A 25,318-nucleotide genomic window follows, 5' to 3' on the forward strand; every position below is an offset into this window, starting at 1 on the left:
ATGCTTTATTACCTATTTGAATATTTGGATAAAACATACGATTTGCCGGGCGCAGGCTTATTCAATTTTATTACGTTCCGAGCTATTTTGGCGGTTATTCTTTCGCTTTTTATCGCTTCGGTTTATGGAAAAAAAATAATTAATTATTTGAGAAGAAAACAAGTTGGAGAATCTATCCGGGATTTAGGTTTAGAAGGCCAAAACGAAAAAGCGGGCACGCCAACTATGGGAGGAATCATTATAATTCTTGCCACTTTGGTTCCAGTTTTACTTTTTGCGAAGCTTGAAAATATTTATGTAATCCTGCTGATTGTTACTACACTTTGGATGGGAACCATCGGTTTTATTGATGATTATATCAAAAAATTTAAAAACGACAAGCAAGGTTTGCCGGGTAAATTTAAAATTATCGGCCAAGTGGGTTTAGGGCTTTTTGTGGGCGCCACAATGTATTTTCATCCAGATATTGTTGTTCAACGAAATATTGTGGATCCGGGCACAGAGACTGAAATAATAGCAAAAGGACCAACCAATGAATTTTATGTTAAGGACAAAGCGATGCTAACCACTATTCCTTTCGTAAAAGAAAATGAGTTTAACTATTCAGAATTAATTAGCTGGGCTGGAGAAAATTACAAAAGCTATGTATGGCTGATTTTCATTCCAATTGTAATTTTTATTATCACCGCAGTCTCCAATGGCGCAAATCTCACTGACGGAATTGATGGACTAGCGGCGGGAACATCCGCAATTATTGGAGTGACACTCGCGCTCTTTGCTTGGGTTTCCGGCAACGTTATTCTTTCTGACTACCTAAACATTATGTACATCCCAAATACGGGAGAGATGACCATTTTCATCACGGCATTCGTAGGGGCGCTTATCGGGTTTTTATGGTATAATGCCTATCCAGCACAAGTGTTTATGGGCGATACAGGAAGCTTGACAATTGGTGGGATTATAGCGGTAATTGCAATTGCAGTTAGAAAAGAATTATTAATACCAATCCTTTGCGGCGTTTTTCTGATGGAAAATCTTTCGGTGGTTTTGCAAGTAGGTTGGTTTAAATACACGAAGAAAAAGTTTGGTGAAGGAAGACGGATTTTCAGAATGTCGCCCTTACATCATCATTATCAAATAAAGGGGCTTCACGAAAGTAAGATTGTAACACGATTTTGGATCGTTGGAATTTTTCTGGCCATAATTACTATTGTTACACTTAAAATTAGATAAAGTGAAGCAACTGTTGGTGATTCTAGGAGGAGGCGAAAGCGGAGTTGGAACTGCCATTTTAGGCAAAAAGGAAGGGTTCGAAGTATTTGTTTCAGACTTCGGAAAGATAAAAGAGAAGTACAAAGAAGTTCTTATAAATAATGGGATTGAATGGGAAGAGGAAGGCCATTCCGAAGAAAAAATTCTTACAGCAGCTATAGTGATGAAAAGTCCGGGAATTCCCGATAAGGCACCAATCATTAAAAAGCTGCACGAGAAAGGAGTGAAGGTTATTTCTGAAATTGAGTTTGCTGCAAAATATACCAAAGCAACAATAGTAGGAATTACCGGAAGTAACGGAAAAACAACCATCGCAAGTTTGACTTATGATTTGCTGAAAAACGGAGGATTGAATGTGGCTTTGGGAGGAAACATTGGGAAGAGTTTCGCGGAACAGGTTTCCGAAGAAAAGTATGAAAATTTTGTATTGGAACTCAGCAGTTTTCAGCTTGACGGCATTGAAACCTTTGCACCACACATTGCAGTTTTAACCAATTTAAGTCCAGATCATTTGGATAGATATGATTATAAATATGAAAATTATATCGCTTCAAAATTCAGGATAACGATGAATCAAACGTCGCAGGACTATTTTATATATGACGCAGACGATGTGGAAATAATTAAATGGCTTTCGCAAAACCCAATAAAATCGCAACCGCTACCCTTTTCAACTAAAAAAGAACTGAATCAGGGAGCATTTAAAAGAAATAACGAAATAATAATAAAAATAAATAATAAAGAATTCAATATGCCAATCGCAACAATAGGAATCCAAGGAGAACACAATGTTAAAAATGCAATGGCTGCTTCAACAGTTGCCACTTTATTGAGAATTAGAAAACAGACAATTCGTGAGAGTTTGGAAGGATTTCAAGGCGTTGAACACCGACTTGAAAAAGTTTTGAAAATCAACAATGTACTTTACATAAACGATTCTAAAGCCACAAATGTGAATGCAACTTTTTACGCTCTAGACAGTATGGAGAATCCAACCGTTTGGATTTTAGGAGGAGTGGATAAAGGAAACGATTATAGTGAACTTTTGCCATTGGTAAACGAAAAAGTAAAGGCAATTATCTGTTTGGGAGTTGATAATGAAAAAATCATTAATGCTTTTGGAAACGTTGTTGATACAATAATTGAAACAGATTCAATGGCAATGGCAGTACAAGTTGCATATAAATTGGCAGAAAGAAATAACACTGTACTTCTTTCCCCTGCTTGTGCTAGTTTTGATTTATTTGAAAACTACGAAGACCGTGGAAGACAATTTAAGGAAGCAGTTAGGAATTTATAACATTTTTTAAATACAAGATATTTCCAGTGAAAAACATTTTTCAATACATACAGGGCGATCGAGCAATTTGGGGAGTAGTAGGCCTTTTGGCGCTATTTTCCTTTTTGCCTGTTTATAGCGCGAGCAGTAATCTTGCGTACTTGTATGGAGATGGAAGTACACTGCCTTATTTATTTAAACATTTTGCGCATTTAGTTTTAGGGTTTGCCATTTTGTATGGTGTACATAAAATTCCATACCACTATTTCCGTGGCTTGTCAATTATTGCAGTTCCCGTAGTAATATTGCTTTTAATTATTACTATGGCCGAAGGAACTACAATTGAAGGTGCTAACGCGAGTCGTTGGATTCGGGTGCCTTTTGTGGGGGTTACATTCCAGACTTCAACATTGGCCGGTGTGGTTTTGATGACTTATGTTGCGCGCTATTTATCGCGAATCAAGGATAAAACCGTTACTTTTAAAGAAACAATCTTGCCGCTTTGGATTCCTGTATTTATTGTACTTGCTTTAATTCTGCCAGCTAACTTTTCTACTACTGCCATTTTCTTTTTAATGATTGTGATATTGGTTTTTATCGGCGGTTATCCATTGAGATATTTAGGAATCATTCTTGGTGCCGGCCTAATTTTTCTAACCTTGTTTGTATTGGCCGCAAAGGCATTTCCAGGAGTTTTTCCCAATCGTGTAGATACGTGGATTAGTCGTGTTGAAAATTTTAGTGATGATAAAGATACCGAAGCAGACTATCAAATAGAAAAAGCGAAAATAGCAATCGCGTCAGGCGGTGTAACTGGTTTAGGTCCGGGTAAAAGTGTTCAGAAAAACTTTTTGCCTCAGTCTTCTTCAGATTTTATTTACGCAATAATTGTTGAAGAATTTGGCCTGTTAGGTGGTTTGTTTTTAATGGTTCTCTATTTGTTTCTTCTTTTCAGAATTGTTGTCGTAGCGCATAAATCAACCTCTATTTTTGGAAAATTACTTGTTATTGGCGTTGGTTTACCAATCATTTTTAGAGCGATGATAAACATGGCAGTTGCGGTGGAGTTATTCCCAGTAACCGGTCAAAACTTGCCATTAATAAGTAGTGGAGGAACCTCCATCTGGATGACGTGTTTGGCGTTGGGTATGGTTTTAAGCGTAAGTGCTAAAAGAGAAGTTGTTGTAAAAGAAGAAAAAGAAGAAAATCCATTGGATATTTTAAGCGAAGCAATTTGAAACATAAATTCATCATATCAGGCGGAGGAACCGGAGGTCATATTTACCCAGCGGTTGCTATTGCGAATGAGTTAAAAATTCGTTTCCCCGAGGCTGAATTTTTGTTTGTAGGCGCAAAGGATAGAATGGAGATGGAGAAAGTTCCGCAAGCAGGTTATAAAATTAAAGGTCTTTGGATTTCAGGTTTACAAAGAAGTTTATCACTTCAAAATTTGGCTTTTCCGTTAAAACTTGTTTCTAGTTTGCAGAAATCCCAGAAAATTCTAAAGGATTTTAAGCCCGATATTGCTATAGGCACAGGTGGTTATGCCAGTGCTCCATTACTTCGAATGGCAGCTTTAAGAGGTGTTCCTTGCTTGATTCAAGAGCAGAACAGCCATGCTGGAATCACGAATAAGTGGTTGAGCAATAAAGTTGAAAAAATATGTGTGGCTTATGAAGGGATGGAAAAATTCTTTCCCCAAGAAAAAATAAGGCTTACAGGCAATCCTGTTCGTCAGGATTTACTTGAAATTTCTTCCAAAAAAGAAGAGGCCATGGCTTTCTTCAATTTAAAAAAAGAGAAGAAAACATTATTGGTTTTGGGAGGAAGTTTAGGCGCGCGGCGAATAAATGAATTGATTGAAAAATCATTGCCATTTTTTGAAAAAAACAACTTGCAAGTCATTTGGCAATGTGGAAAATTTTACGAAGAAACCTATAAAAACAAAGCAACCGAAACCGTGCAGGTTCATGCTTTTTTAAATCGCATGGATTTGGCATATGCGGCGAGTGATTTCATTATATCAAGAGCGGGAGCGCTTTCGGTTTCAGAATTGTGTTTGGTAGGAAAACCTGTTGTATTTATTCCTTCGCCAAATGTGGCGGAAGATCACCAGACCAAGAATGCGATGGCAATTTCAGAGAAAAATGCCGCATTGTTACTTAAAGAAAGTGATCTGGATTCTAATTTTGAAAATGAATTTTCTGGATTGATTTCTTCCGAAGAAAAGCAGAAGACATTTTCCGAAAATATTAAAAAACTGGCAAAACCAAATGCTACAAAGGATATAGTTGAAGAGATTGAAAAATTATTAAAAGATAGAAATTGAGTAACCTTAAAAACATACAAACTTTTTATTTTGTTGGCATCGGTGGCATTGGAATGAGTGCGCTTGCTCGTTATTTTAAAATGCAGGGCAAAGCTGTTTTTGGATATGATAAAACGTCAACAGATTTAACGGATGAATTGATTGCCGAAGGAATTCCCGTGACTTTTATTGATGAAATTTCTGAAATTCAAAAAGAAGTCCTCTCAAGTGAAAATGTATTGATTGTCTATACGCCAGCAATTCCGAAGGCAAATAAAATTTTGGTTCATTTCTTTTCTGAAGATTTTTCAATTATGAAACGCGCCGAACTTTTGGGTGAAGTTTCAAAAAATACACTTTGTCTGGCTGTTGCTGGAACACACGGTAAAACAACAACTTCTGCAATTTTGGGACATTTATTAGCGGAATGCAATATGCCAGTAACAGCTTTTTTAGGTGGAATTGCAGAGAACTACAATTCAAACTTTATTTACAAAGGCAGTGAAATAACTGTGGTGGAAGCTGATGAGTTTGACCGTTCATTTCTGCAACTGCGTCCGGATATTGCTTGTATAACTTCTATGGATGCTGATCATTTGGATATTTATGGAGATGCTTCGGAAATAGAAAACGCTTTTAGAACCTTTGCAAGTTTAGTTGAAAAGGACGAAAATATTTTTATTAAAAATAATCTTCCGTTGGATGGAATAACTGTTGGGGTTGAAGAACCGGCAGATTATGAAGCGCAAAACGTGAAAATAAAAGACGGATCATATCTTTTCGATTTAAAAACCCCGAACGGAACTTTGGAAAATTTAACCTTCCATCTTCCCGGTCACCATAATCTTACAAATGCCATTATGGCTTTGGGCATGGCAATTTTAGCAGGCTCCCCGACCGATTGCCTGTCCAAAGCATTGGCAACTTTTAAAGGAGTAAAAAGGCGGTTTTCATATAAAATTAAATCAGAGAATTTGGTTTTAATAGATGATTACGCACATCATCCAACAGAGATTGATGCATTGTTTCAAGCAGTGGATGAAATGTATCCGAACGATCACAAACAGATTGTTTTTCAACCACATCTTTTTAGTAGAACCAGAGATTTTGCAGCTAGTTTCGCTAAAAGTCTTTCACAGTTTGACGAAGTAGTATTGTTAGATATCTACCCAGCCCGAGAAGAACCCATTGAAGGAATTACTTCAGAATGGCTTTTAAATCAAATAGATGCGCAACATAAAAGATTGATCTTCAAATCAGCTATAGCTGAAGTGTTGTTGGAATCGAAGTGCAGGATAAAACTACTGGTAGGTGCAGGAGACATTGGTGCTGAAGTAAATAAAATAACCCTAAAACTGAAGAATGAAGCGTAGTCTCGAAATCATAAAATTTATTTTCTTGCTAGGGTTGATGGCATTCCTTTTCAGCTTTACCAAAAAGAGAAACAATGCTCGAAAAATTACAAAACTAGACGTTGAATTTGTAGATGAAAATAGTCCTTTTATCACCTACAATACAGTTAATAAATTGTTGATACAAAATCAAGAGAAGGTTACGAGCATAGGCAAAGAAACTTTAGTTTTGAAGAAGATGGAGCAGAGACTGCGTGAAAACCCTATGGTTCGTGACGCTCAGGTCTATATATCGGTTGATGGTGCTTTGGGGGCAAAAATTGAACAGCGCAAACCTATTGGTAGAGTGTCTGCTTCGCCAGATTATTATTTAGACGCAGATGGTAAAATGATGCCGTTGTCTGATGTTTATTCTGCGAGAGTACCCATAATTACGGGGACTTCAAAAAATAATTTCAATGAAGTTACTCCATTGATGCTTAAAATTGAGAAGGATGATTTTATGAGAAGCAGCGTGGTAGGTATAAATCGAAAGCCAGATGGAGACATTGAGCTGGAGCTTCGAAAAGTGAATTTTAAAGTGCTTTTTGGAAAACCGGAAAACATTGAAAAAAAGTTTCAAAACTTTAAAGCGTTTTATAAAAAAACAAAACAAGACAGTACGCTATATGGGTACAATATGGTAAACCTGAAATTTAACAGTCAGGTAATAGCCACAAAAAAGTAAGGCCATGGAAAACGAAAATATTGCTGTAGGATTGGACATTGGGACTACCAAAATAGTCGCTATGATTGGTAGAAAGAACGATTATGGCAAAATGGAAGTATTAGGAATCGGAAAAGCCAAAAGTCTTGGTGTGCACCGTGGGGTTGTTAACAATATTACCCAAACCATCCAGTCCATTCAACAGGCGGTTCAGGATGCTGAAACTTCTTCGGGGATGAAAATAAAAGAAGTGGTTGTTGGTATTGCAGGCCAGCACATACGTAGTTTACAACACAGCGATTACATTACGCGCCCCAATGGGGAAGATGTTATTAGTGAAGAAGATATTGACAGACTTTGTAATCAAGTGCACAAATTGGTAATGCTTCCTGGTGAAGAAATATTGCATGTATTGCCACAAGATTTTAAAGTTGACGGACAAGCTGAAATAAAGGAACCTATAGGAATGTACGGCGCACGTTTGGAAGCTAATTTCCACGTGGTTGTTGGGCAGGTTTCTTCTATCAGAAATGTTGGAAGATGTATTAAAAGTGCAGGCTTAGAACTATCTGCAATTACGTTGGAGCCTTTGGCATCTGCAAAAGCAGTTTTGAGCCAAGAGGAAAAAGAAGCAGGTGTTGCATTAATTGATATTGGAGGGGGTACGACAGATTTGGCAATTTTCAAAGATGGAATAATTCGGCACACAGCTGTAATTCCCTTTGGCGGAAATGTGATTACTGAAGATATTAAAGAAGGTTGTTCTATTATTGAAAAGCAGGCAGAATTGCTGAAAATAAAATTTGGCTCAGCATGGCCAGGTGAAAATAAAGACAACGAAATAGTTTCTATTCCAGGTCTTCGTGGTAGAGAGCCGAAAGAAATAAGTTTAAAAAATCTTTCAAAAATAATCCACGCACGTGTAATCGAGATTATCGAGCAGGTGTATATGGAAATTAAAAATTACGGGCACGAAGATCAAAAAAAGAAACTTATTGCAGGAATAGTACTTACAGGAGGTGGAGCGCAACTTCAGCATATCAAGCAATTGGTGGAATATATTACCGGCATGGATACACGAATAGGCTATCCAAACGAGCATTTAGCTGGGGATAGTGATTCAGAAACCACCAGCCCTATGTATGCCACAGCAGTTGGTCTTGTGCTGAATAGTTTGGAAAGCAAAGAAAAATCTTCATTAATGAAACGTTTTTCTCACGAAGAAAGTGAACAAGAAAAAGAGGAGAAGGCTGAAGTACCGAAAGCTGACCTAGAGATTGAAAAAGAGGAAGAAAAATTCAAAGAAAAAGAACAGAAGACATCAAAAAAGTTTTTTGATAAATGGGCCGAAAAATTCAAAGAGTTTTTGGATAACGCGGAGTAATAAAAAATTGAAAAAAGAAAAAGACCACAAATAGAAAAAAATATGAGCAGCAAAACAGAATTTGACAACATTTCCTTCGATCTGCCGAAAAACCAATCCAACGTAATCAAGGTAATTGGAGTAGGCGGGGGAGGAAGTAACGCCATAAACCATATGTTCAGCCAGGGCATAAAGGGAGTTGATTTTGTAATATGTAATACAGATTCACAAGCATTGGAAAACAGTCCGGTACCTAATAAAATTCAGTTGGGAGTTTCCCTTACAGAAGGTTTGGGAGCAGGTGCAAATCCTAAAGTGGGTGAGCAGTCTGCTGTGGAAAGCATGGAAGAGATTCGCAGTATGCTTACCACAAACACCAAAATGATTTTCATCACTGCCGGAATGGGCGGAGGTACGGGTACTGGTGCAGCGCCAATTATTGCAAAAATGGCTAAGGATATGGATATTCTTACAGTGGGGATAGTTACTATTCCGTTCCAGTTTGAAGGAAAAACCAGAAATGAACAAGCCCATATTGGGGTTGAAAAGTTGCGCCAAAATGTAGATTCTTTGGTGGTTATCAATAACAATAAGTTACGTGAAGTATATGGAAACCTAGGTTTTAAGGCTGGTTTCTCAAAAGCTGATGAAGTTTTGGCCACCGCTGCTCGTGGTATAGCCGAAGTAATCACACACCACTATACTCAAAACATTGACCTTCGGGATGCCAAAACCGTACTTGCTAATAGTGGTACCGCCATTATGGGAAGCGCTACAGCCTCTGGAGCCAATAGAGCAAAAGAAGCCATTGGAAGAGCCTTGGATTCACCATTGCTGAACGACAATAAAATTAAAGGTGCCAAAAACGTTCTACTGCTTATCGTTTCTGGAACAGATGAGATCACCATTGATGAAATTGGCGAGATAAGTGACCATATTCAAGACGAAGCTGGCCATAGTGCTAACATTATTATGGGTGTGGGTGAAGAAGAAAGCCTTGAGGGTTCTATTTCAATTACCGTGATTGCAACGGGGTTTAACTTTGAGCAACAAAACGAAATAGTAAATACAGAAACAAAAAAAATAATTCATACGCTTGAAGACGAGCAAAAGGCGGAACAGACCCTTACGCCAAAAGCTACAGCTTCTCCCATTCGGTTTCCTGAAAAAGCCCTAAAAGCAGAAGCTCCAGTAGTAAAGCATACGCTTTTTGATGACGAGGAGGTGGAAGAAAAATTGCCTTTTAAAGGGTATATCAAGACTTCCGAGTTACTTAAAAACTTGCATGTTTCCTATGAAGAAGTTGAAGCTGAAAATATTGACCAATTCAGCCAAGTGGAAGTCAATAAAATAAATGTAAACGAGTTTGTTATCGTTGAGGCTCCAAAAAAACAGGAAGAAGAAAAGAAAAATACTTTTGAAAATGATGCAGAAGAACAGATACTAATGTTTGATCTTCCAATTAATTCTTTTAAAAAATCTTCAGAAAACGAAAAAAAAGAAGAAACAGTTTTCTTTAATTTGGAAGAAATTGAAGTTCAGGATCACGTTGAGATTATTCCTATAACAGAAGTTTCGGGTGAAGGAATTAAGCGTTATAGTTTGGACGATTATCAGGAAGTTGAAAACCGTTTAAACAATGCCAAGCCTTCAAAAGTAATTGCCGACGAAATTCCGGAGGAGGAGATTGTTTTTGAAAAAAGAACTCTTTCTGAGCCGGATAAAAACAGTACAGACACTAATGATGAAGGAGATCCATTAAATTCGCCAATCTCAAAAATTTTGAGTGATCGTACCGAAGAGCGCAAAAGAAAAATGAAGGAGTTCAATTATAAATTCAAGAATAGTCCTTCGCGTATTGATGAGATTGAAAAGCAACCTGCATACAAACGTATGGGCATTGATCTGAACGAAAGCAAAAATGAAACCAATATTTCTAGAACTTCCGTGAATACGGATGACGATGAGATTGAGCTGCGTAAAAACAATTCATTTCTACATGATAATGTAGACTAAGTAATACCTTTTCACTTAAGGCAGGGCCCGAATTTCAGTTTTTGATTTCGGGCCTTTTTTTTTAACGACTTTTTGATTTCAACAATCTAAATTTAACTGTTTCCAGTTTCCGCTTTATTAAGTATCTTCGCACTCTACAAAAAATCACACAGAAATGAGCTTACAGGAAAAGGTAATGGAGGCAATGAAAGCCGCAATGAAATCAAAAGATGCACAATCTTTAGAGGCATTACGCTCCGTAAAATCTGCTTTACTTTTGGCGCAGACTGAAACTGGCTCTAAAACAGAATTGACTGAAGATGAAGAAATAAAATTACTTCAAAAACAGGTAAAGCAAAGAAAGGATAGTGCTGCTATATATGAAAAGCAAAATCGACTTGATCTGGCTGAACCAGAATTGATACAAGCAAAAGTAATAGAACAGTTTTTGCCACAACAGTTAAGTGAAGAAGAAGTAAGTAAAATTGTTGATAAAATAATTACTGAAACGGGAGCATCATCAATGGCAGATATGGGAAAGGTAATGGGCTTGGCTAGCGCACAGCTTGCGGGAAAAGCTGATGGTAAAACCATTTCAACAGTGGTGAAGGCTAGATTGTCTTAAAATAATTTTAATGGCCGCGTGGCGCAACTGAATAGCGCATCAGATTTCGGCTCTGAGGGTTGGGGGTTTGAATCCCTTCGCGGTCACGAATAAATGAAAAGGGAGAAAAAAGTTTTGAGTAAGCTCAAGAAACTTTTTTCTCCCTTTTCATTTTCAAAGCCGAGCTTTGAGGGATCACCACAGGTAATCCCGTTCGTAAATTACCCCAATTTTGAGCAAGCTCAAGGAACTTTTTTTCTCCGTTTTCATTATCAAGACTCTTTTTTCTAGGCGCCAAATTGTTTTAAATGATGGTCCAAATGTTTGTATTGCATTTGCCCCCATTGTTGCGGCGTAAATTTTCCAAAAAGCGGATGTGGATCCCATTGTGTTTTATTTTTCTTTGTGTGGAATTCATCCACTAATTTTTCAAGCTCAGCGCGTTCGGTTTCAAAATTCTTGTTTTCTGAAATTTTGAAAGACTTTGCAGTCGGCAAATTCTGTCGCCAAGGTTTGTCGTTATAAAGAGATTTTTTGAAAAGAAACGCTAAAGGAAAAAACTGTTTTTTTAAATTTATTTTACCCAATGAAATATTTAAGGGTTGTTGGCAGTGGTGAAGTGCTTGGCCAACGTCCATTTTCCCCCACTTTCTTTCGCTTTCTGAAGTTAGTGAATTTAACCTATCTTTTATTTCTGTTAAGGATTCTGTCTCAAAAAGTGATTTCATTATTTAAAATTTAAAATTGAGATATAAATTTATTCATTAAAAATTCGATAATCGGCTACCCTTAAAATTGTTTTCAAAAAAATTATGCGGTTTCCGCATTCCTAGTTATCTTTATAAAAAAGCCTTACATATGGAAGAAAACACTTCTTTTTCCATAAAAAACTGGAACGAAGACGACCGCCCGCGCGAAAAATTACTACTTAAAGGACGAATAGCTCTTAGTGATGCCGAGCTAATTGCAATCCTTATTGGTTCAGGCAGTCGCAATGAAAGTGCCGTTTCTTTAAGCCAACGAATTTTAGCGTCGGTCGATAATAATTTAAGCGAACTGGGAAGGCTATCCATTCCTGAATTAATTGAATTCAAAGGGATAGGAGAGGCCAAGGCAATAAGTATAGCTGCAGCAATGGAACTGGGGCGAAGAAGAAGAACGGGTGAAGCCTTGGAACGTAAAAAAATTACTTCCAGTAACTCGGTTTTCGAATATGTACAGCCCATTATTGGCGAACTTCCACACGAAGAATTTTGGATATTATATTTAAACAATTCCAACAAAGTTATAAAGAGCGCCCAACTAAGTAAAGGTGGAATAACCGGAACAGTGGTAGATGTTAGATTGGCTTTTAAGGAAGCTTTGCAGCTTGGAGCTGTGGGTATTATTTTGGCTCACAATCATCCATCAGGAACCTTAAGGCCTAGCCAAGCAGATATTCAACTTACTAAAAAATTGAAAGTAGCTGGAGATAGCTTGGACATAAAAGTGCTGGATCACCTCATAATTACCGAAAAAGCGTACTTTAGCTTTGCCGATGAAAATATGCTGTAATCCGCTATGATTTTAATCTACACCCAAAAACTTACCCCCCGTATTTCCTATATCTTTAAGCATATTTGCTTGCGCATTTTGGGTATTGATGTTTTGTTCACATCTGTAATTGAGGAGTTTATTTCACATACTGGTCCTAAAATTTCTTATGTGAAAAAGCCTTTGGGTAACGAACTTTTCTTTCAAAGTTATGGTCTTTTGGAACAACAAGGTTTTGAGTCTATTGACATAACTGTAAAAAAATGGGGTGATACATTTGGTTTTTTTTCGGTTTCAGCGCAAAGCCATTTGCCATTTGATATCTTTTCTGCCAGTTTTTATATGATTTCTCGTTATGAGGAATATCTACCTCATGTAAAAGATGAAACTGGGCGTTTTATGGCATCGGAAAGCTTGGCTTTAAAAGAGGGATTTCTCCATCAACCTGTTGTAGATATTTGGACATATATTTTCAAGGAAAAACTTTTGGAAGCTTTTCCCGAAATGATTTTCCCAGAAAAAAAACTAACGGTTCACCCTGTAATCGAGGCCGCCCAGCCATACGCTTATAAACAAAAAGGTATTTTTCGTACTTTTGTGGGGTATGCAAATAGTTTTTTTCAAGGGAAGCTCAGAAACATTATAGCCCGTACTCAAGTAATATCGGGATTAAAACGCGATCCATTGGACACATTTAAATGGATTGTAAACAAAGCCACAAGAAGCAAATTTAATCTTACCGTTTTCTTTCTTTTGGGCAATTCCCTTGTCTTTGATGAAAGCATGAACACGCATAGGCAGAAGTTCAAAATGCTCATAAAATATGTGTCTGATTATAAAGAAGTGGGGCTTATTTTTTCATATGGCTCATTGAGTAATTATGAATTGCTGAAAAGTGAAAAGCGCCGAATGGAAGAAATTACAAATCGTTCCTTGGGGAGTTCCATGAATTCTGAATATTTGGTAAACCTACCTGATATATACCGCCATTTAGTAGAGCTGGAAGTGAAAAAAGATTATACCATGGTATTTCGTGATACGGTTGGCTTTAGGGCCGGCACTTGCACGCCTTTTCTTTTCTATGATTTGGATTACGAAATTAAAACACCTTTAGTAGTTCATCCAGCAGCAATGACCACATTTGCTTTTCAAAAGAAATATGCGTCAGATATTGAAAAAACGATAAACAGTACCATAAATGCGGTAGCTAAAGTTAATGGAACTTTTACGATGATTTTTTCAAACAAGGACTTTGCTTACACAGAAAACAATAAAGTTTGGCGGAACATATTTTCTGAAAAATTAGACGAATATGCCCAATAGTAATATTACAGACGTTTTTTTTGATCTAGACCATACCCTGTGGGATTTTGACAAAAACTCTGCTTTGGCGTTTGAACGAGTTTTTCAAAAACATGAAATTGATTTACCTGTAAAAGATTTCTTGAAAGAATACGAGCCCATTAATTTAATTTATTGGAAAAAATATAGGGAAGAAACGGTTACAAAAGAGCAACTTCGAAGGGGACGACTTACCGAGACTTTTGATTTTTTCAATATACAATTTCCACTTGAAACAATAGATATACTGGCAACTTGCTACATTGAAGAACTTCCTATAGACAATCACCTTTTTGATGATGCAATTGAAATTCTTGAATACCTTTCTAAAAAATATAATCTTCACATAATAACTAACGGTTTTGAGGAAGTACAGTATCTCAAGCTTAAAAACAGTGATATAAAAAAATATTTTTTCTCTATCACCACTTCAGAAGAGGTAGGGTTAAAGAAGCCCAATCCTGTTATATTTGAAACTGCTCTCATAAAAGCTTCCACCGTGCCACAAAAAAGTATAATGATTGGCGACAGTTTTGAAGCTGATATTGTTGGAGCAGAAAACGTGGGAATGCATACATTATTTTTTAATTTCAGAAATGAAATTGTGGCCGACACTTATTTTTCTGTTACTAAACTTTCGGAAATTAAAAAGTATTTGTAGTAATAATCCTGCATAAAAATACGTTAACCACAAGTAAATTATCCCCACTTATGAATAAATCCCTATCCCTACCTATCTTTGCGGTATGTTTATGTCTTTTTTTTACGGCCTGCATACAGGATACCAATTTTGACCAAGCCGAGGATATTGCCCTAACTCCAGTTGTTGAACTGGACTTGATTTATTTCAACCTTCGGGCCGATCAATTTTTTGATACTATAAATTCCAGTCCAATCCTTACCGTTCGTGATACTACCGAGATTAAATTTCTGGACGATAGTAGCTTACAGGAAAGCCTGAAAAGAGCTGAGTTCTATTTTAAGTTTACAAATAGCATTCCCCGAACTTTTCAAGTAGATTTTCAATTTTTAAGTGAAACCAACGATACCACATATGTTACAGGCACTTCGGTTGCGGAAGGCACGCTAGCCGCTCCCATAATTACGGAATTTATTGAAAATGTAGAAGGCGATGATATTTTGCAAATTACGCAAGCAAATAAGGTTGTGGTTTCGGTAACCATACCTTCTTCTGATGAAAATTTGGAAGGTACATTGAATCTAAAATCCAAAACCACCTACTTTTTGGAATACTAATACCATGCGAAATTTTTTAACTATCATACTATCCCTTTTGGGCTTCTTTGCTATTTCTCAAAATAAGCAAATACTTTATGGTTTTGATGATGTTCCCCAGTCATTAATGCTCAATCCTGGAATGAAAGTAACCCAAAAAAAACATTATGGGATTCCTTTTTTGTCCCAAATACACTTTAATGGAGGTTCATCGGGAGTATCAGTATATGATATTTTTAAAGATGGAAATGACAATATAAATGACCGGATAACAAAAAAAATATTCGAAATGAAGAATACTGATTTCTTCACAGCCACACAGCAGTTAGAAATTATCAATTTTGGGTGGCGTGCGAAGAATGAAATATATTTTTCGGGAGGTATTTATCAAGAATTTGATTTTATAACTTACTTCCCAAGAGATTTGGCAATTCTTGCGTGGGAAGGAAACCGCGATTATTTGAATTATGAATTCGATTTGGGAGAAATAAGCACGACCGGTGATTTTATGACCGTGTATCATTTTGGAGTAAATAAACAGATTACGGATAAACTAACAGTAGGAGCGCGGATTAAATTATATTCCAGCATGTTTAGCTATAGAAGTGTTGATAATACGGGAACTTTTGTAACTACATTGGGAGATGAAAATGCTGAAAATATCTACGAGCATACTGTTCGAAATGCAGATGTTACTGTAGAAACCTCTGGTTATGCTTCACTACGGGAATTGGATGGTTCTGCTCAGGTTACAAGTGAAATTTTGGGGCGTGCTTTTTTTGGAGGTAACTTAGGAGTAGGAGTGGACTTGGGTTTTACTTATGATATTAATGAAGCTTTCACTTTCTCTGCGAGTGCACAGGATGTTGGCGCTATTTTTCATTCAAAAGATGTTGAAAGTTATCGCGCTCACGGAGACTACACATTGAACGGGATAAATCTAGTTTTTCCTCCATTGAATCAAGGTGAATCTACATTTCCGTATTATAATAATCTAGAGGATGAAATAGAACGCGAAATTCCTATTGATACGCTTCATAAGTCATATACACAATTTCGCCCCGTAAAATTTAATGCAGCATTAAGTTTTGGTTTTGGTAGATTTAACTCCTCTGGGGCTTGTGATTGTTTAAATATGGGGGGAGGCACGCTTCACAAACAGAATGTAGGGCTTCAATTTTATTCTATTTTTAGGCCGAAAGGACCACAAATGGCTGGAACTTTTTTTTACCACAGGAGGCTCACAGAGTATCTTTCGGCGAAAGCAACTTATACCGTAGATTCCTATTCGTTTTCTAATGTTGGCCTTGGTGTTTCAGCAGATATTGGAAAATTTAATGTCTATATAGCTGCTGATAACCTGATAAAATATAGCAATTTGGCAAAAGCAAAAAGTGTATCTTTACAATTAGGTTTTAATATTATAATTGACGAAGAATGACACGATTTTTACTACTTTCAATTTCTTTCTTACTTGCCACAAACGCTTTTTCACAAAATACAAATTTGAGTGATTACAGCTACGTTGTAATTCCTGAACAGTTTGATTTTTTAAAGGGTAGAGATCTGTATCAAATGAACTCTATGTCAAAATTTTATTTTGACAAAAGCGGATTCAATGCTTATTTGGCAGATTCTGCTCCCAATGCCAACCGTTGTGATGGTCTTTATGCAAATGTTGAAGAGCTTAAAAGTATATTAGGAACAAAATTACAAATAGTATTAAAAGACTGTAACGATAACGAAATATACAGAAGCCAAGAAGGAAAAAGCAAGTATAAAGAATATGATAAAACATATCAAGATGCGCTTAGAAAAGCATTTAATAGTGTTGAAGCAATGGGGGTGAATCAAAAAGATTTGGTGCTGCTAACTGATAGTAGCAATAGTACCGCGGTTTCTAAACAAACAAATATAAATTCAGAGGAGCCTGAATTAACAAAACCAAAAGTTTCAAGAGTTTCGGGAATCTTGCTTCCCGACGCAAAATTTTCAAATTATTCCAATAATGGAAAAACCTTTTTACTTAGAAAAACCACAGAAGGTTATTCTTTATATGAAGAATCTGCTAGTTCTGAAGATGGACTCTTGCTAAAAGGAAAAATAATAGTGATGGACAATGTGGTGAGATATATGGATTCTTCCGGAAATGTATCTGATGCTGCTTTTGATCCTTCGGGGAATCTAATTGTTGGAAATGGTTCTTCTAAAATGATCTATCTGTCCCAGAACTAAAAATTGTATTTTTCTTTCCAAAGCTGTTTTAAATAATTTTTCAACGCATTTTCTTTTGGGTTGTTTCCAGGTTTATAAAACGTGGTACCTTTTATTTCTTCAGGTAAAAATTCATGCGGAACAAAATTGCCTTCATAATTGTGCGCATACTCATATTCCTTTCCGTAGCCCAATTGTTTCATAAGCTTCGTTGGGGCATTTCTTATAGATAAAGGTACAGATAGGTCGCCTGTTTGCCGAACAGTTTGTTGTGCCTCGCCAATGGCTTTGTAGGATGCATTGCTTTTAGGTGACGTTGCCAAATATATTGCACATTGACTCAAAATAATTCGAGCTTCTGGATAACCGATGGTATTTACTGCTTGAAAGGTACTGTTAGCGAGTAATAAAGCATTGGGGTTTGCATTCCCAATATCTTCGGAAGAGAGAATTACCATTCTGCGAGCGATGAATTTTATGTCTTCACCGCCTTCAATCATTCTGGCCAACCAATATACGGCAGCATTCGGATCACTGCCTCGAATTGATTTTATAAAAGCTGAAATGATATCGTAATGTTGTTCACCAGTTTTGTCATAAAGCACCGTGTTTTTTTGTGCTTTTTGCATTACGAGTTCGTTGGTGATTAAAACTTTGTCGCTGCTTTCCGAAAGAATCACCAACTCCAAAATATTCAAGAGTTTTCTTGCATCACCGCCTGAAAGCCTTATTAACGCTTCAGTTTCCTGCAATTTTACTTTTTTAGAGGATAGAAGTTTGTCTTCTTTGATGGCTTTTTTGAGCAGGGCTTCCAAATCTTCGCGGCTAAAAGCTTCCAAAACGTAAACCTGACACCGCGATAAAAGTGCAGGGATTACTTCAAAACTTGGGTTTTCAGTAGTAGCACCTATAAGTGTTATCCAGCCTTTTTCTACAGCGCCAAGCAGTGAATCTTGCTGCGATTTGCTGAAACGATGTATTTCATCAATAAAAAGAATCGGGTTTTTTGTAGAAAACAGTGTGTCGCTTTTCTTCGCTTTCTCAATCACTTCTCTAACTGCCGCCACACCGCTGTCCACTGCGCTTAATGTATAAAAAGGCCTTCCGCTTTCATTGGCTATAATATTTGCGAGCGTGGTTTTCCCCGTTCCGGGCGGTCCCCAAAAAAGCATTGAGGGAATCATTCCGGTTTTTAATTGGGAGGTAAGCGAACCCTTAGGTCCAACCAAATGTTGCTGACTTAAATATCCTTCGAGATTATTGGGGCGAATTCGTTCGGCGAGTGGAGCGTTCATATATATGCAAAATTACAATTTTAATAAATCGGTTTCACTGACAATTTATCATAAATTTGATTTTGGGTTTGTTTTTGTAATTAAGTATTTATGTCAAATCAATTGAAATTTTCTAATTCCGTAATTCTCTATCCTTTACTTTTTGTTATGGTGTTATGGATAGTTTTTTGGGTAGAAAGTGTTTTTGGATATAATTTCAATTCCTATGGTATTTATCCCAGAAAGATAGAGGGCTTACGTGGTGTAATTTTTAGTCCATTTATTCACGGTAATTTAGAACATCTATTTAACAATTCTGTTCCCTTATTTGTCTTGACGGCTGCGCTATTTTATTTTTATAGAAATGTACGTTGGAAAGTATTGTTTTTTGGTCTTCTATTGACAGGTTTTGCCACTTGGTGTATTGGCCGGGCGTCTTTGCACATTGGTGCAAGTGGGGTAGTATACTTACTTGTGGCTTTTTTGTTTTTTAGGGGAATCTTTTCCAAACAGTTTCAACTTACTGCACTGGCATTGGTTGTTGTCTTTCTTTATGGAGGAATGCTTTGGTATGTGTTTCCTGTAAATCCCGATATTTCTTGGGAAGGACATCTTTCAGGTTTTTTTGTTGGAATTTTGTTTGCATTTATATACAAAGAAATTCCTATAGAAAACAAAAAGTATGATTGGGAAAAAGAAGATTATAACCCTGAAAATGATCCATTTTTAAAGCAGTTTGATGAAAATGGTAATTTTATTGAATTGCCAAAAGAACTTCCGAAAGAAGAGGCGTTAGAACCAAAACCTCTTGGCATTAGAATAATATATAGCTTAAAAAAGAATCCCGAAAATAAAACTGATAAGCAGTTATAAACGTCTTTGGCGTGTTACTTCATAAAGCAATGCTCCACAAGCTACAGACACGTTTAATGAATTTATTTCACCGAGTAGGGGTAATGAAGCTTTTTGATCTACCAAGCTCAAAACAGATTTTGAAACTCCTTTATCCTCAGAACCCATGATGATTGCCAATGGTGCTGTTAAATCTAAAGAATATATTTCTGATTGGGTTTTTTCTGTAGCGGCAATAGTTGTTATTCCTGAGCCTTGAAGATAGAAGATAGCGTCTTTTATATGCTCTACTTTACAAATTGGAATTTTAAAAATTGCACCAGCAGAGGTTTTTACTGTATCACCGGAAACGGGTGCGCCTCCTGTTTTTTGTATAATAACCGCATCAACACCTGTGCATTCAGCTGTTCTTAAGATTGCTCCAAAATTTCTAACATCAGTAATTTGATCCAAAATTAAAAATAGAGGTGCTTTTTTATTTTCTAAAACTTTTTCAACTACTTCTTCCAATGAATGGAAAGCAACTGGAGAGGTAACTGCAACAATGCCTTGATGATTTCCTTTTGTAAGTTTGTTAAGTTTTTCAAAAGGAACAATGCTTACCGGAATGTTTTCTCTCTCAAGATCTTTGATGATATTTTCAATCTTATCACTATCAATTCCTTTTTGAATAAAAACTTTATCAAAAACAATTTTTGAAGACAGTGCTTCCTTTACGGGGTAAATTCCAAAAATGGTACTGGTTTTATCTCGCATACTTATAGTTTAGTCTTCAATTTATATAATATTGGTTGCAAAGGTAAAGAGAATAACGAATGTATTTTTATAAATAGGCATTAAAAAAAAAGCATCCCTTGAAAAAGGGATGCTTTATAAATATTAGTAAGTTAAAAATTAATTTTTAACTCCTATTAGAGTTCTTCCTCCAGAAACAATATTAGCGTCTCCTTGAATTGCGATACGGAAAAAACGTCTAGTATCATCAATAGAATTATCTATAGCAGTAACGCCAAATTTTACTTCACGTGTATTTGCTGGAACGGTAACTGTACTTTCAAAAGAATAGTTCTCAGGCGCAGTTGGCAATGTATCTACTGGTACAGTAATCACTGTAAAAGTTCTTGCAGAACTTGATAAATCAGATACAAAAAGACTAACGCTATCTGTTTTGGAACCACCTTCTGGAACACTAATGTTCTTAGTGAGGGTAATAAAACCTACAGTAGTTTTGCGTTCTGCGTTATAGTCGTCATACGTCTCGCAAGAAACAGTAACGATTGCTAAGGCAAGTATTACAAGTAATATATTAACTTTTTTCATTTTTATAGATTTTAAGAATTATTAGTACCCAGGATTTTGAACAAGGTTAGGGTTTAGATCCTTTGCTGTTTGCGGAATAGGTAATTGAAATTTATTGCTTGCAGCAGGTAATGATAATTGATCAGATGCTGTTCCTGAACCATCAGCTAAGTCACCAGCGTTTGAACGTTCAACAGCTTGTCCCCATCTTTTTAAGTCAAAGAAACGCTGATATTCAAAAGCAAATTCTAATCTTCTTTCTAAACGTATTGCATCACGTAAAGCAGTACCGGTTTCGCCACTTGGAGGTGTTAAATATCTTTTAGTTCTAACAGCATCCAAGGCAGTTCTTGCTTGACCTTCTAAACCTAAGTTGAAATAAGCCTCAGCTTTGTTCATAGAAGCTTCTGCAGCGCGGAATATTTTAATGTCCACTTTTCCAGGAGCTCCACCATCTCTTTTATACAACTTTTTTATTGCATTAAAGCTCAAAAGGTTACCATTGTTGGCATTAGTAGCTTGAAATGTATAAGCATCTTTACGGATGTCATCATCAGCAAAAAGGTTATAAAGTTCAAAAGAGATAACATATTCTGGAATTAAAGTAGTATTACTTCCTTGACTCCAAGTTACACCTATACTATTGTTTAGAATTGGTGCTTCAACTGGTATGTAAAAGGCTAAACCTTCTTGATTTCCATCTTCCCAAACACCAACAACTTTATTGCGGGGAGCGATAGGGGTAGTAACAGCATTAGCAGCATCAATGGAATTTTGCCATTGACCCATATATAAATATACTCTTGATAATAGAATATTAACGGCATCTTTGCCCATTCTTCCAGCTCCGTTATCAGCATTGATATTTGCTGCGGCATCTTTTAGATCCACTACCAATTTATCATATACGCTTCCAACTGTTTCTCTAGCAGGTTCTGCCAAAGGATCAGGTTCTGTTAAATAAGCAATACCTAAACTTCCATTAGCATCACCAGATTGGGTTGGTATTTTTCCGAAAAATGTTACAAGGTCAAAATGTGCCAATGCTCTTAAAGCTTTTGCTTCAGCAATTATATTAGCTTTGTTTTCACCTTCAAATGTTTCACTTTTAGATAAAAGTACATTTGCACGATATATTAATTGATATGCACGCTCGTACAAACCTCCCATTGGCTCATCAGAAGCTCCATAACGCCAGTTGTGAAGTGTTCTTCTTGTTCCTCGACCCTTTTGGGCGAAAGTAACATTGTCTGACAATACATCCGGTGCATCAAGCATTCCGCCTGAGTCGCTTCCTCCATAAAAGGAATCAAAAGTTAGTGATGCATATACACCTCGAATTGCATTTTCAAAATCGGCAGCCGTTACATAGGCATTTTCAGTACCAAATTCATCAAAAGGTACTTGATCCAGTTCATTATCACAAGAGGTAAAGCCCCCTATGATTAATGCTAAAACTGTTATTTTATAAAATATTTTTTTCATTTTACTTTTTTTTTAGAATTAGAAACTAACATCCAAACCTACTTGGATTGATTTGGTGTTTGGATAGCTATACAATGTTGCTTCACCCGGTGCTACTGCATCTGCAAAAGAAATAGTTTCTCCAGATGAAAGACCTACTTCAGGATCACCCCAGAATTTTGTAAAGGTCAAAAGGTTTTGTCCTTGTGCATAAATTCTTAAAGAGCTTATTGGAGTTTTTTCTAAATATTTGTTCGGGAAACTATATGATAACGTTACATTACGCATACGGATATAATCTCCTTTTTCTAGCCATCTGTCTGAATTTCCTGAAACAGTTGCATCGTCTGCAGCATAAATTGGACTAGGAAGTACTCCAGTGTCTCCAGGTTGTTGCCAATAATTGAAAGCATTTGTAGCTTGATTATCTGCAATTGCTAAACCATCAGATTCACGATCAGAACGAACAAAGTTATTGATCCAGTTTCCAGCTTTGAAAACAAAATCTGTACGAAGACCAAATCCTTTATATGTGATGTTTGAGAAAAATCCACCTTCTTTATCAGCAATGGTTGATTTTCCTTGAAATACACGGTTGTCATTTTCATCTGTTGGAAGGTCTGAAGCAAAATAAGTGTTGCCATCAGCACCATAGAATAAAGAACGTCCAGTTCCAGGATCTACACCAGCATAACGTATTAAAAAATGCTCATTAATTTTTCTTCCCTCACTATAACGAATATTAAATGCTGTTGTTGGAGTAACATCTTCTCCATCAGGTAAAGAAACAACTTCTGTATCTAGGAAGATAATATTTCCACCCAAAGTCCAAGTAAAATCAGGACTTCTGAAAATATCAGCTTTTAATGAAATTTCAAGACCTTTATTTTGAATTTCTCCAAGGTTTCCAGCAATACCTTTTACATTAGTTGGGTCAATTATACCTGCCTCATAAGCTGTTGGAATTGGAAAAAGAAGATCACTAGTGTTTCTAATAAAATAATCAGACACCAAACTAACTCTTTTATTGAACATATTAAGTTCTAAACCAACGTTATATGTTTCAGTTGTTTCCCACTGTAATTCTGGATTTGCTACACGAGCTGGAATAGTACTAGATCCACCTGGGTATGAACCAAAGTCTACAGTACCCTGAGAGGCATAACGGTTAATACCCGTTCTGTTACCTACAGTTCCATAAGCAGCTCTAATCTTCAAGTCATTTACTGCGTCAATTGCAAAGAAATCTTCTTTAGCAATGTTCCACCCAAGACTTCCACTGTAGAAAGTTCCGAATCTTACATCAGTACCAAAGTTAGAAGAACCATCACGACGAACGGAAGCAGAAAGAAGATATTTTTCTTTATAGTCATAATCTGCAAATGCTCCGTAAGAAACTAATGTTAATCTGCTTCTGTTAGTGAAACCATCATCAAGAGTAGCGGCGTTGCTTTGAGTTGTTAACAATGCTGATGGGAAACCTTTACTTCTTACAAAAGCACGGTTAAACTCATTCATGTTGTATTCATATAGACCCAAAACGTTTAAGCTGTGATTGTTTTTCTTTAAATTATAAACCAAACGGTTACTTACCGTGAAATCTAATCTGTGTTGTTGGTCATCAAATTTATTTCCTGTTGGATTATCAGCACCTTCTAAAATCACGTCCAATATTCCACCTGGCTTAGAATAGCTCTCTCGTCTAGTTGCACCCCAGTTAACGGCAACGTTAAAACCGTAACTCCAGTTTTTGCTGAATGTTACTACTGCGTCTACACTACCAATTGTTTGGTTGTCAATATCTTCTGAAGGCTCAGATAATAAAGCTCCACGAATAGGAAAGCCTGTATGGGTAGGGTTGTAGATAGGGTTTCCGTTATCATCAACTTGTGTAGTTCCGTCTTCGTTAAGTAAAAACTCAGTTTCGTATGCGTTGTAATCAAGTATTCCACGGAATGGGTTTTGAGTATTGTTTCTATCGCGAGGTTCGTCGCTCATAGATCGGGAGTAACCAACGTTAACACCAACAGAAAGCCATTCTTTTGCGTCGAAATTTACATTTAAACGTGTTCCTAATCTTTCGAAACCATCAATATTATCAATGATACCTGTGTTTCTATCGTTTGATACAGAAAAATAATAATCTACTTTGTCTGCACCGCCAGAGATAGCTACACTGTTGTTCTGAATTATACCATCTTTTAAAATAGTGTCACTCCAGTCTATTTCTCTGTCTAAAAGTTGTTGACGTTCTGGAGAACCAGGTTGTGTAGTTACTCCAGGTAAACCTGCAGCACCACTAACACCTAATGCATAAAGCTCTGCTTCATATTGCATTTTTTCAGATGCATTCATCATAGTGTAATTTGGGTTTATCATAGAAGAAACCCCATATCTAGAACTAAAACGGATTACAGCATCTTTATTTCTATTACCATTTTTGGTTGTAATTACAACTACACCGTTTGCCCCACGCGACCCGTAACGAGCAGTAGTAGCGGCATCTTTTAAAATGGTAATGTTCTCAATGTCTTCATTGGGAATGTTTGCAAGATCTTGTTCTCTAATTGGAGCGCCATCCACAATATAAAGTGGAGAAGATGCACCACCAACAAGAGATCCTGTTCCACGAATACGAACAAAAGCTCCTTGACCTGGCTTACCGTTGGCTGCAGTTACCTGCACACCCGCGGCTTTTCCTTGCAGCATATTGTCTATACTGGTTGTTGGAGCCATTTGGGAAAGTTCTGCAGCTGAAATTGAAACAACTGCCGAAGTTTGTACCGTTTGGTTTCTTGTAGAATACCCAGTAACAACAACTTCTTCTAAAGCAGCAGCATCTGGCTGCAATGAAACGTTGATAGTATTCTGAGATCCTACTTTTACTTCCTTGGCGCTGAAACCTACATAACTAAAAGCAATGGTCTGTCCCACATTTGCAGAGACGGTAAAATTTCCGTCAAAATCTGTCTGTGTTCCAGAACTTGTGCCCTTAATAATAACGTTTGCACCAGGCAATGGCAGACCTGTGTCGTCCGTCACCGTACCTGTAATAGTTTTTTGCTGCGCGAAGGTAAGCTGCACAACTAACGCTAATAATAGCGTTAAAATTCCACTAAACTTTGTTCTCATTTTTATAAATTATTTGAATTAGCCAACGGCAAAAATCATAATAAAAAGTTAATTACACAAGTATTTAATCCCAAAATTTAAGTTTTATTTAGCA

Annotated in this window: 22 protein-coding genes and 1 tRNA gene; 17 read left to right on the forward strand and 6 right to left on the reverse strand. The window is 36.7% G+C overall.

Translation table 11 applies throughout. From position 1 onward, the window contains the following. The 10 genes from mraY to AEQU1_RS08225 all read left to right on the forward strand — a co-directional run bounded on the left by mraY (position 1) and on the right by AEQU1_RS08225 (position 10,986). The gene (mraY, locus tag AEQU1_RS08180) at positions 1-1,233 is read left to right on the forward strand and encodes a phospho-N-acetylmuramoyl-pentapeptide-transferase (protein WP_111880290.1); all 1,233 of its coding nucleotides are present in this window, start codon (positions 1-3) and stop codon (positions 1,231-1,233) included. 1 nt (position 1,234) lies between these two features. Then, positions 1,235-2,572, forward strand: coding sequence for a UDP-N-acetylmuramoyl-L-alanine--D-glutamate ligase (gene murD / locus AEQU1_RS08185; RefSeq protein ID WP_111880421.1), 1,338 nt, complete (start codon positions 1,235-1,237; stop codon positions 2,570-2,572). A gap of 26 nt (positions 2,573-2,598) precedes the next feature. Next, positions 2,599-3,789, forward strand: coding sequence for an FtsW/RodA/SpoVE family cell cycle protein (locus tag AEQU1_RS08190; RefSeq protein ID WP_111880292.1), 1,191 nt, complete (start codon positions 2,599-2,601; stop codon positions 3,787-3,789). Beyond that, positions 3,786-4,880, forward strand: a complete 1,095-nt coding sequence (gene murG / locus AEQU1_RS08195; protein WP_111880293.1) for an undecaprenyldiphospho-muramoylpentapeptide beta-N-acetylglucosaminyltransferase — start codon at positions 3,786-3,788, stop codon at positions 4,878-4,880. Before AEQU1_RS08190 ends, murG begins: the two co-directional genes overlap by 4 nt. Further along, a complete protein-coding gene (gene murC, locus AEQU1_RS08200) occupies positions 4,877-6,232 on the forward strand; it encodes a UDP-N-acetylmuramate--L-alanine ligase (protein WP_111880295.1) in 1,356 nt (451 codons plus the stop codon). The genes murG and murC overlap by 4 nt, the downstream gene beginning before the upstream one ends. Continuing rightward, complete coding sequence (locus AEQU1_RS08205) at positions 6,222-6,938, forward strand: cell division protein FtsQ/DivIB (RefSeq protein WP_111880296.1); 717 nt, start codon at positions 6,222-6,224, stop codon at positions 6,936-6,938. The genes murC and AEQU1_RS08205 overlap by 11 nt, the downstream gene beginning before the upstream one ends. 4 nt (positions 6,939-6,942) lie before the next feature. After that, on the forward strand, positions 6,943-8,301 hold the full coding sequence (gene ftsA / locus AEQU1_RS08210) for a cell division protein FtsA (protein WP_111880298.1): 1,359 nt from the start codon (positions 6,943-6,945) through the stop codon (positions 8,299-8,301). A gap of 42 nt (positions 8,302-8,343) precedes the next feature. Beyond that, positions 8,344-10,296 carry a cell division protein FtsZ gene (gene ftsZ, locus AEQU1_RS08215; RefSeq protein WP_111880300.1) on the forward strand — a complete coding sequence of 651 codons (1,953 nt, stop codon included), beginning with the start codon at positions 8,344-8,346 and terminating at the stop codon, positions 10,294-10,296. Positions 10,297-10,450: 154 nt separating this feature from the next. After that, positions 10,451-10,900: a GatB/YqeY domain-containing protein gene (locus AEQU1_RS08220; protein WP_111880302.1), complete on the forward strand. Its 450-nt coding sequence runs from the start codon at positions 10,451-10,453 to the stop codon at positions 10,898-10,900. 12 nt (positions 10,901-10,912) lie between these two features. Next, positions 10,913-10,986 (forward strand) — tRNA-Arg (locus AEQU1_RS08225). Positions 10,987-11,166: 180 nt separating this feature from the next. On the opposite strand, the gene AEQU1_RS08230 is transcribed toward AEQU1_RS08225, so the two are convergent. Continuing rightward, positions 11,167-11,607 carry a DUF1569 domain-containing protein gene (locus AEQU1_RS08230; RefSeq protein WP_111880303.1) on the reverse strand — a complete coding sequence of 147 codons (441 nt, stop codon included), beginning with the start codon at positions 11,605-11,607 and terminating at the stop codon, positions 11,167-11,169. Positions 11,608-11,737: 130 nt separating this feature from the next. Between AEQU1_RS08230 and radC the strand changes: the two genes are divergently transcribed. Genes radC through AEQU1_RS08260 form a run of 6 tightly spaced genes read left to right on the forward strand, consistent with a single transcriptional unit; the run spans position 11,738 to position 17,224 of the window. Continuing rightward, the gene (gene radC, locus AEQU1_RS08235; protein WP_111880305.1) at positions 11,738-12,433 is read left to right on the forward strand and encodes a DNA repair protein RadC; all 696 of its coding nucleotides are present in this window, start codon (positions 11,738-11,740) and stop codon (positions 12,431-12,433) included. A 6-nt stretch (positions 12,434-12,439) separates the two neighbouring features. Further along, the gene (locus AEQU1_RS08240; protein ID WP_111880307.1) at positions 12,440-13,735 is read left to right on the forward strand and encodes a DUF7033 domain-containing protein; all 1,296 of its coding nucleotides are present in this window, start codon (positions 12,440-12,442) and stop codon (positions 13,733-13,735) included. Beyond that, positions 13,725-14,414: a YjjG family noncanonical pyrimidine nucleotidase gene (locus tag AEQU1_RS08245; protein ID WP_111880309.1), complete on the forward strand. Its 690-nt coding sequence runs from the start codon at positions 13,725-13,727 to the stop codon at positions 14,412-14,414. Before AEQU1_RS08240 ends, AEQU1_RS08245 begins: the two co-directional genes overlap by 11 nt. 50 nt (positions 14,415-14,464) lie before the next feature. After that, the gene (locus AEQU1_RS08250; protein ID WP_111880311.1) at positions 14,465-15,010 is read left to right on the forward strand and encodes a hypothetical protein; all 546 of its coding nucleotides are present in this window, start codon (positions 14,465-14,467) and stop codon (positions 15,008-15,010) included. Between the two features lie 4 nt (positions 15,011-15,014). Beyond that, complete coding sequence (locus AEQU1_RS08255; RefSeq protein ID WP_111880312.1) at positions 15,015-16,430, forward strand: DUF5723 family protein; 1,416 nt, start codon at positions 15,015-15,017, stop codon at positions 16,428-16,430. Further along, positions 16,427-17,224, forward strand: coding sequence for a hypothetical protein (locus tag AEQU1_RS08260; protein WP_111880314.1), 798 nt, complete (start codon positions 16,427-16,429; stop codon positions 17,222-17,224). Before AEQU1_RS08255 ends, AEQU1_RS08260 begins: the two co-directional genes overlap by 4 nt. On the opposite strand, the gene AEQU1_RS08265 is transcribed toward AEQU1_RS08260, so the two are convergent. Further along, complete coding sequence (locus AEQU1_RS08265) at positions 17,221-18,498, reverse strand: replication-associated recombination protein A (RefSeq protein ID WP_111880315.1); 1,278 nt, start codon at positions 18,496-18,498, stop codon at positions 17,221-17,223. The two genes, AEQU1_RS08260 and AEQU1_RS08265, sit on opposite strands and share 4 nt — an antisense overlap. A gap of 90 nt (positions 18,499-18,588) precedes the next feature. On the opposite strand from AEQU1_RS08265, the gene AEQU1_RS08270 reads away from it, so the two are divergent. Next, the gene (locus AEQU1_RS08270) at positions 18,589-19,350 is read left to right on the forward strand and encodes a rhomboid family intramembrane serine protease (protein WP_111880317.1); all 762 of its coding nucleotides are present in this window, start codon (positions 18,589-18,591) and stop codon (positions 19,348-19,350) included. On the opposite strand, the gene rlmB is transcribed toward AEQU1_RS08270, so the two are convergent. The 4 genes from rlmB to AEQU1_RS08290 all read right to left on the reverse strand — a co-directional run bounded on the left by rlmB (position 19,345) and on the right by AEQU1_RS08290 (position 25,224). Beyond that, entirely contained in the window at positions 19,345-20,085 is a 741-nt protein-coding gene (rlmB, locus tag AEQU1_RS08275) for a 23S rRNA (guanosine(2251)-2'-O)-methyltransferase RlmB (RefSeq protein ID WP_111880318.1), read from the reverse strand. The genes AEQU1_RS08270 and rlmB overlap by 6 nt on opposite strands. Positions 20,086-20,223: 138 nt before the next feature. Continuing rightward, positions 20,224-20,649, reverse strand: a complete 426-nt coding sequence (locus AEQU1_RS08280) for a hypothetical protein (RefSeq protein ID WP_111880319.1) — start codon at positions 20,647-20,649, stop codon at positions 20,224-20,226. 21 nt (positions 20,650-20,670) lie between these two features. Beyond that, positions 20,671-22,113, reverse strand: coding sequence for a RagB/SusD family nutrient uptake outer membrane protein (locus AEQU1_RS08285; protein ID WP_111880320.1), 1,443 nt, complete (start codon positions 22,111-22,113; stop codon positions 20,671-20,673). A gap of 18 nt (positions 22,114-22,131) precedes the next feature. Next, positions 22,132-25,224, reverse strand: coding sequence for a SusC/RagA family TonB-linked outer membrane protein (locus tag AEQU1_RS08290; protein ID WP_111880321.1), 3,093 nt, complete (start codon positions 25,222-25,224; stop codon positions 22,132-22,134). Positions 25,225-25,318 lie beyond the last annotated feature (94 nt).

Source organism: Aequorivita sp. CIP111184, assembly GCF_900489465.1.
Classification (GTDB): domain Bacteria; phylum Bacteroidota; class Bacteroidia; order Flavobacteriales; family Flavobacteriaceae; genus Aequorivita.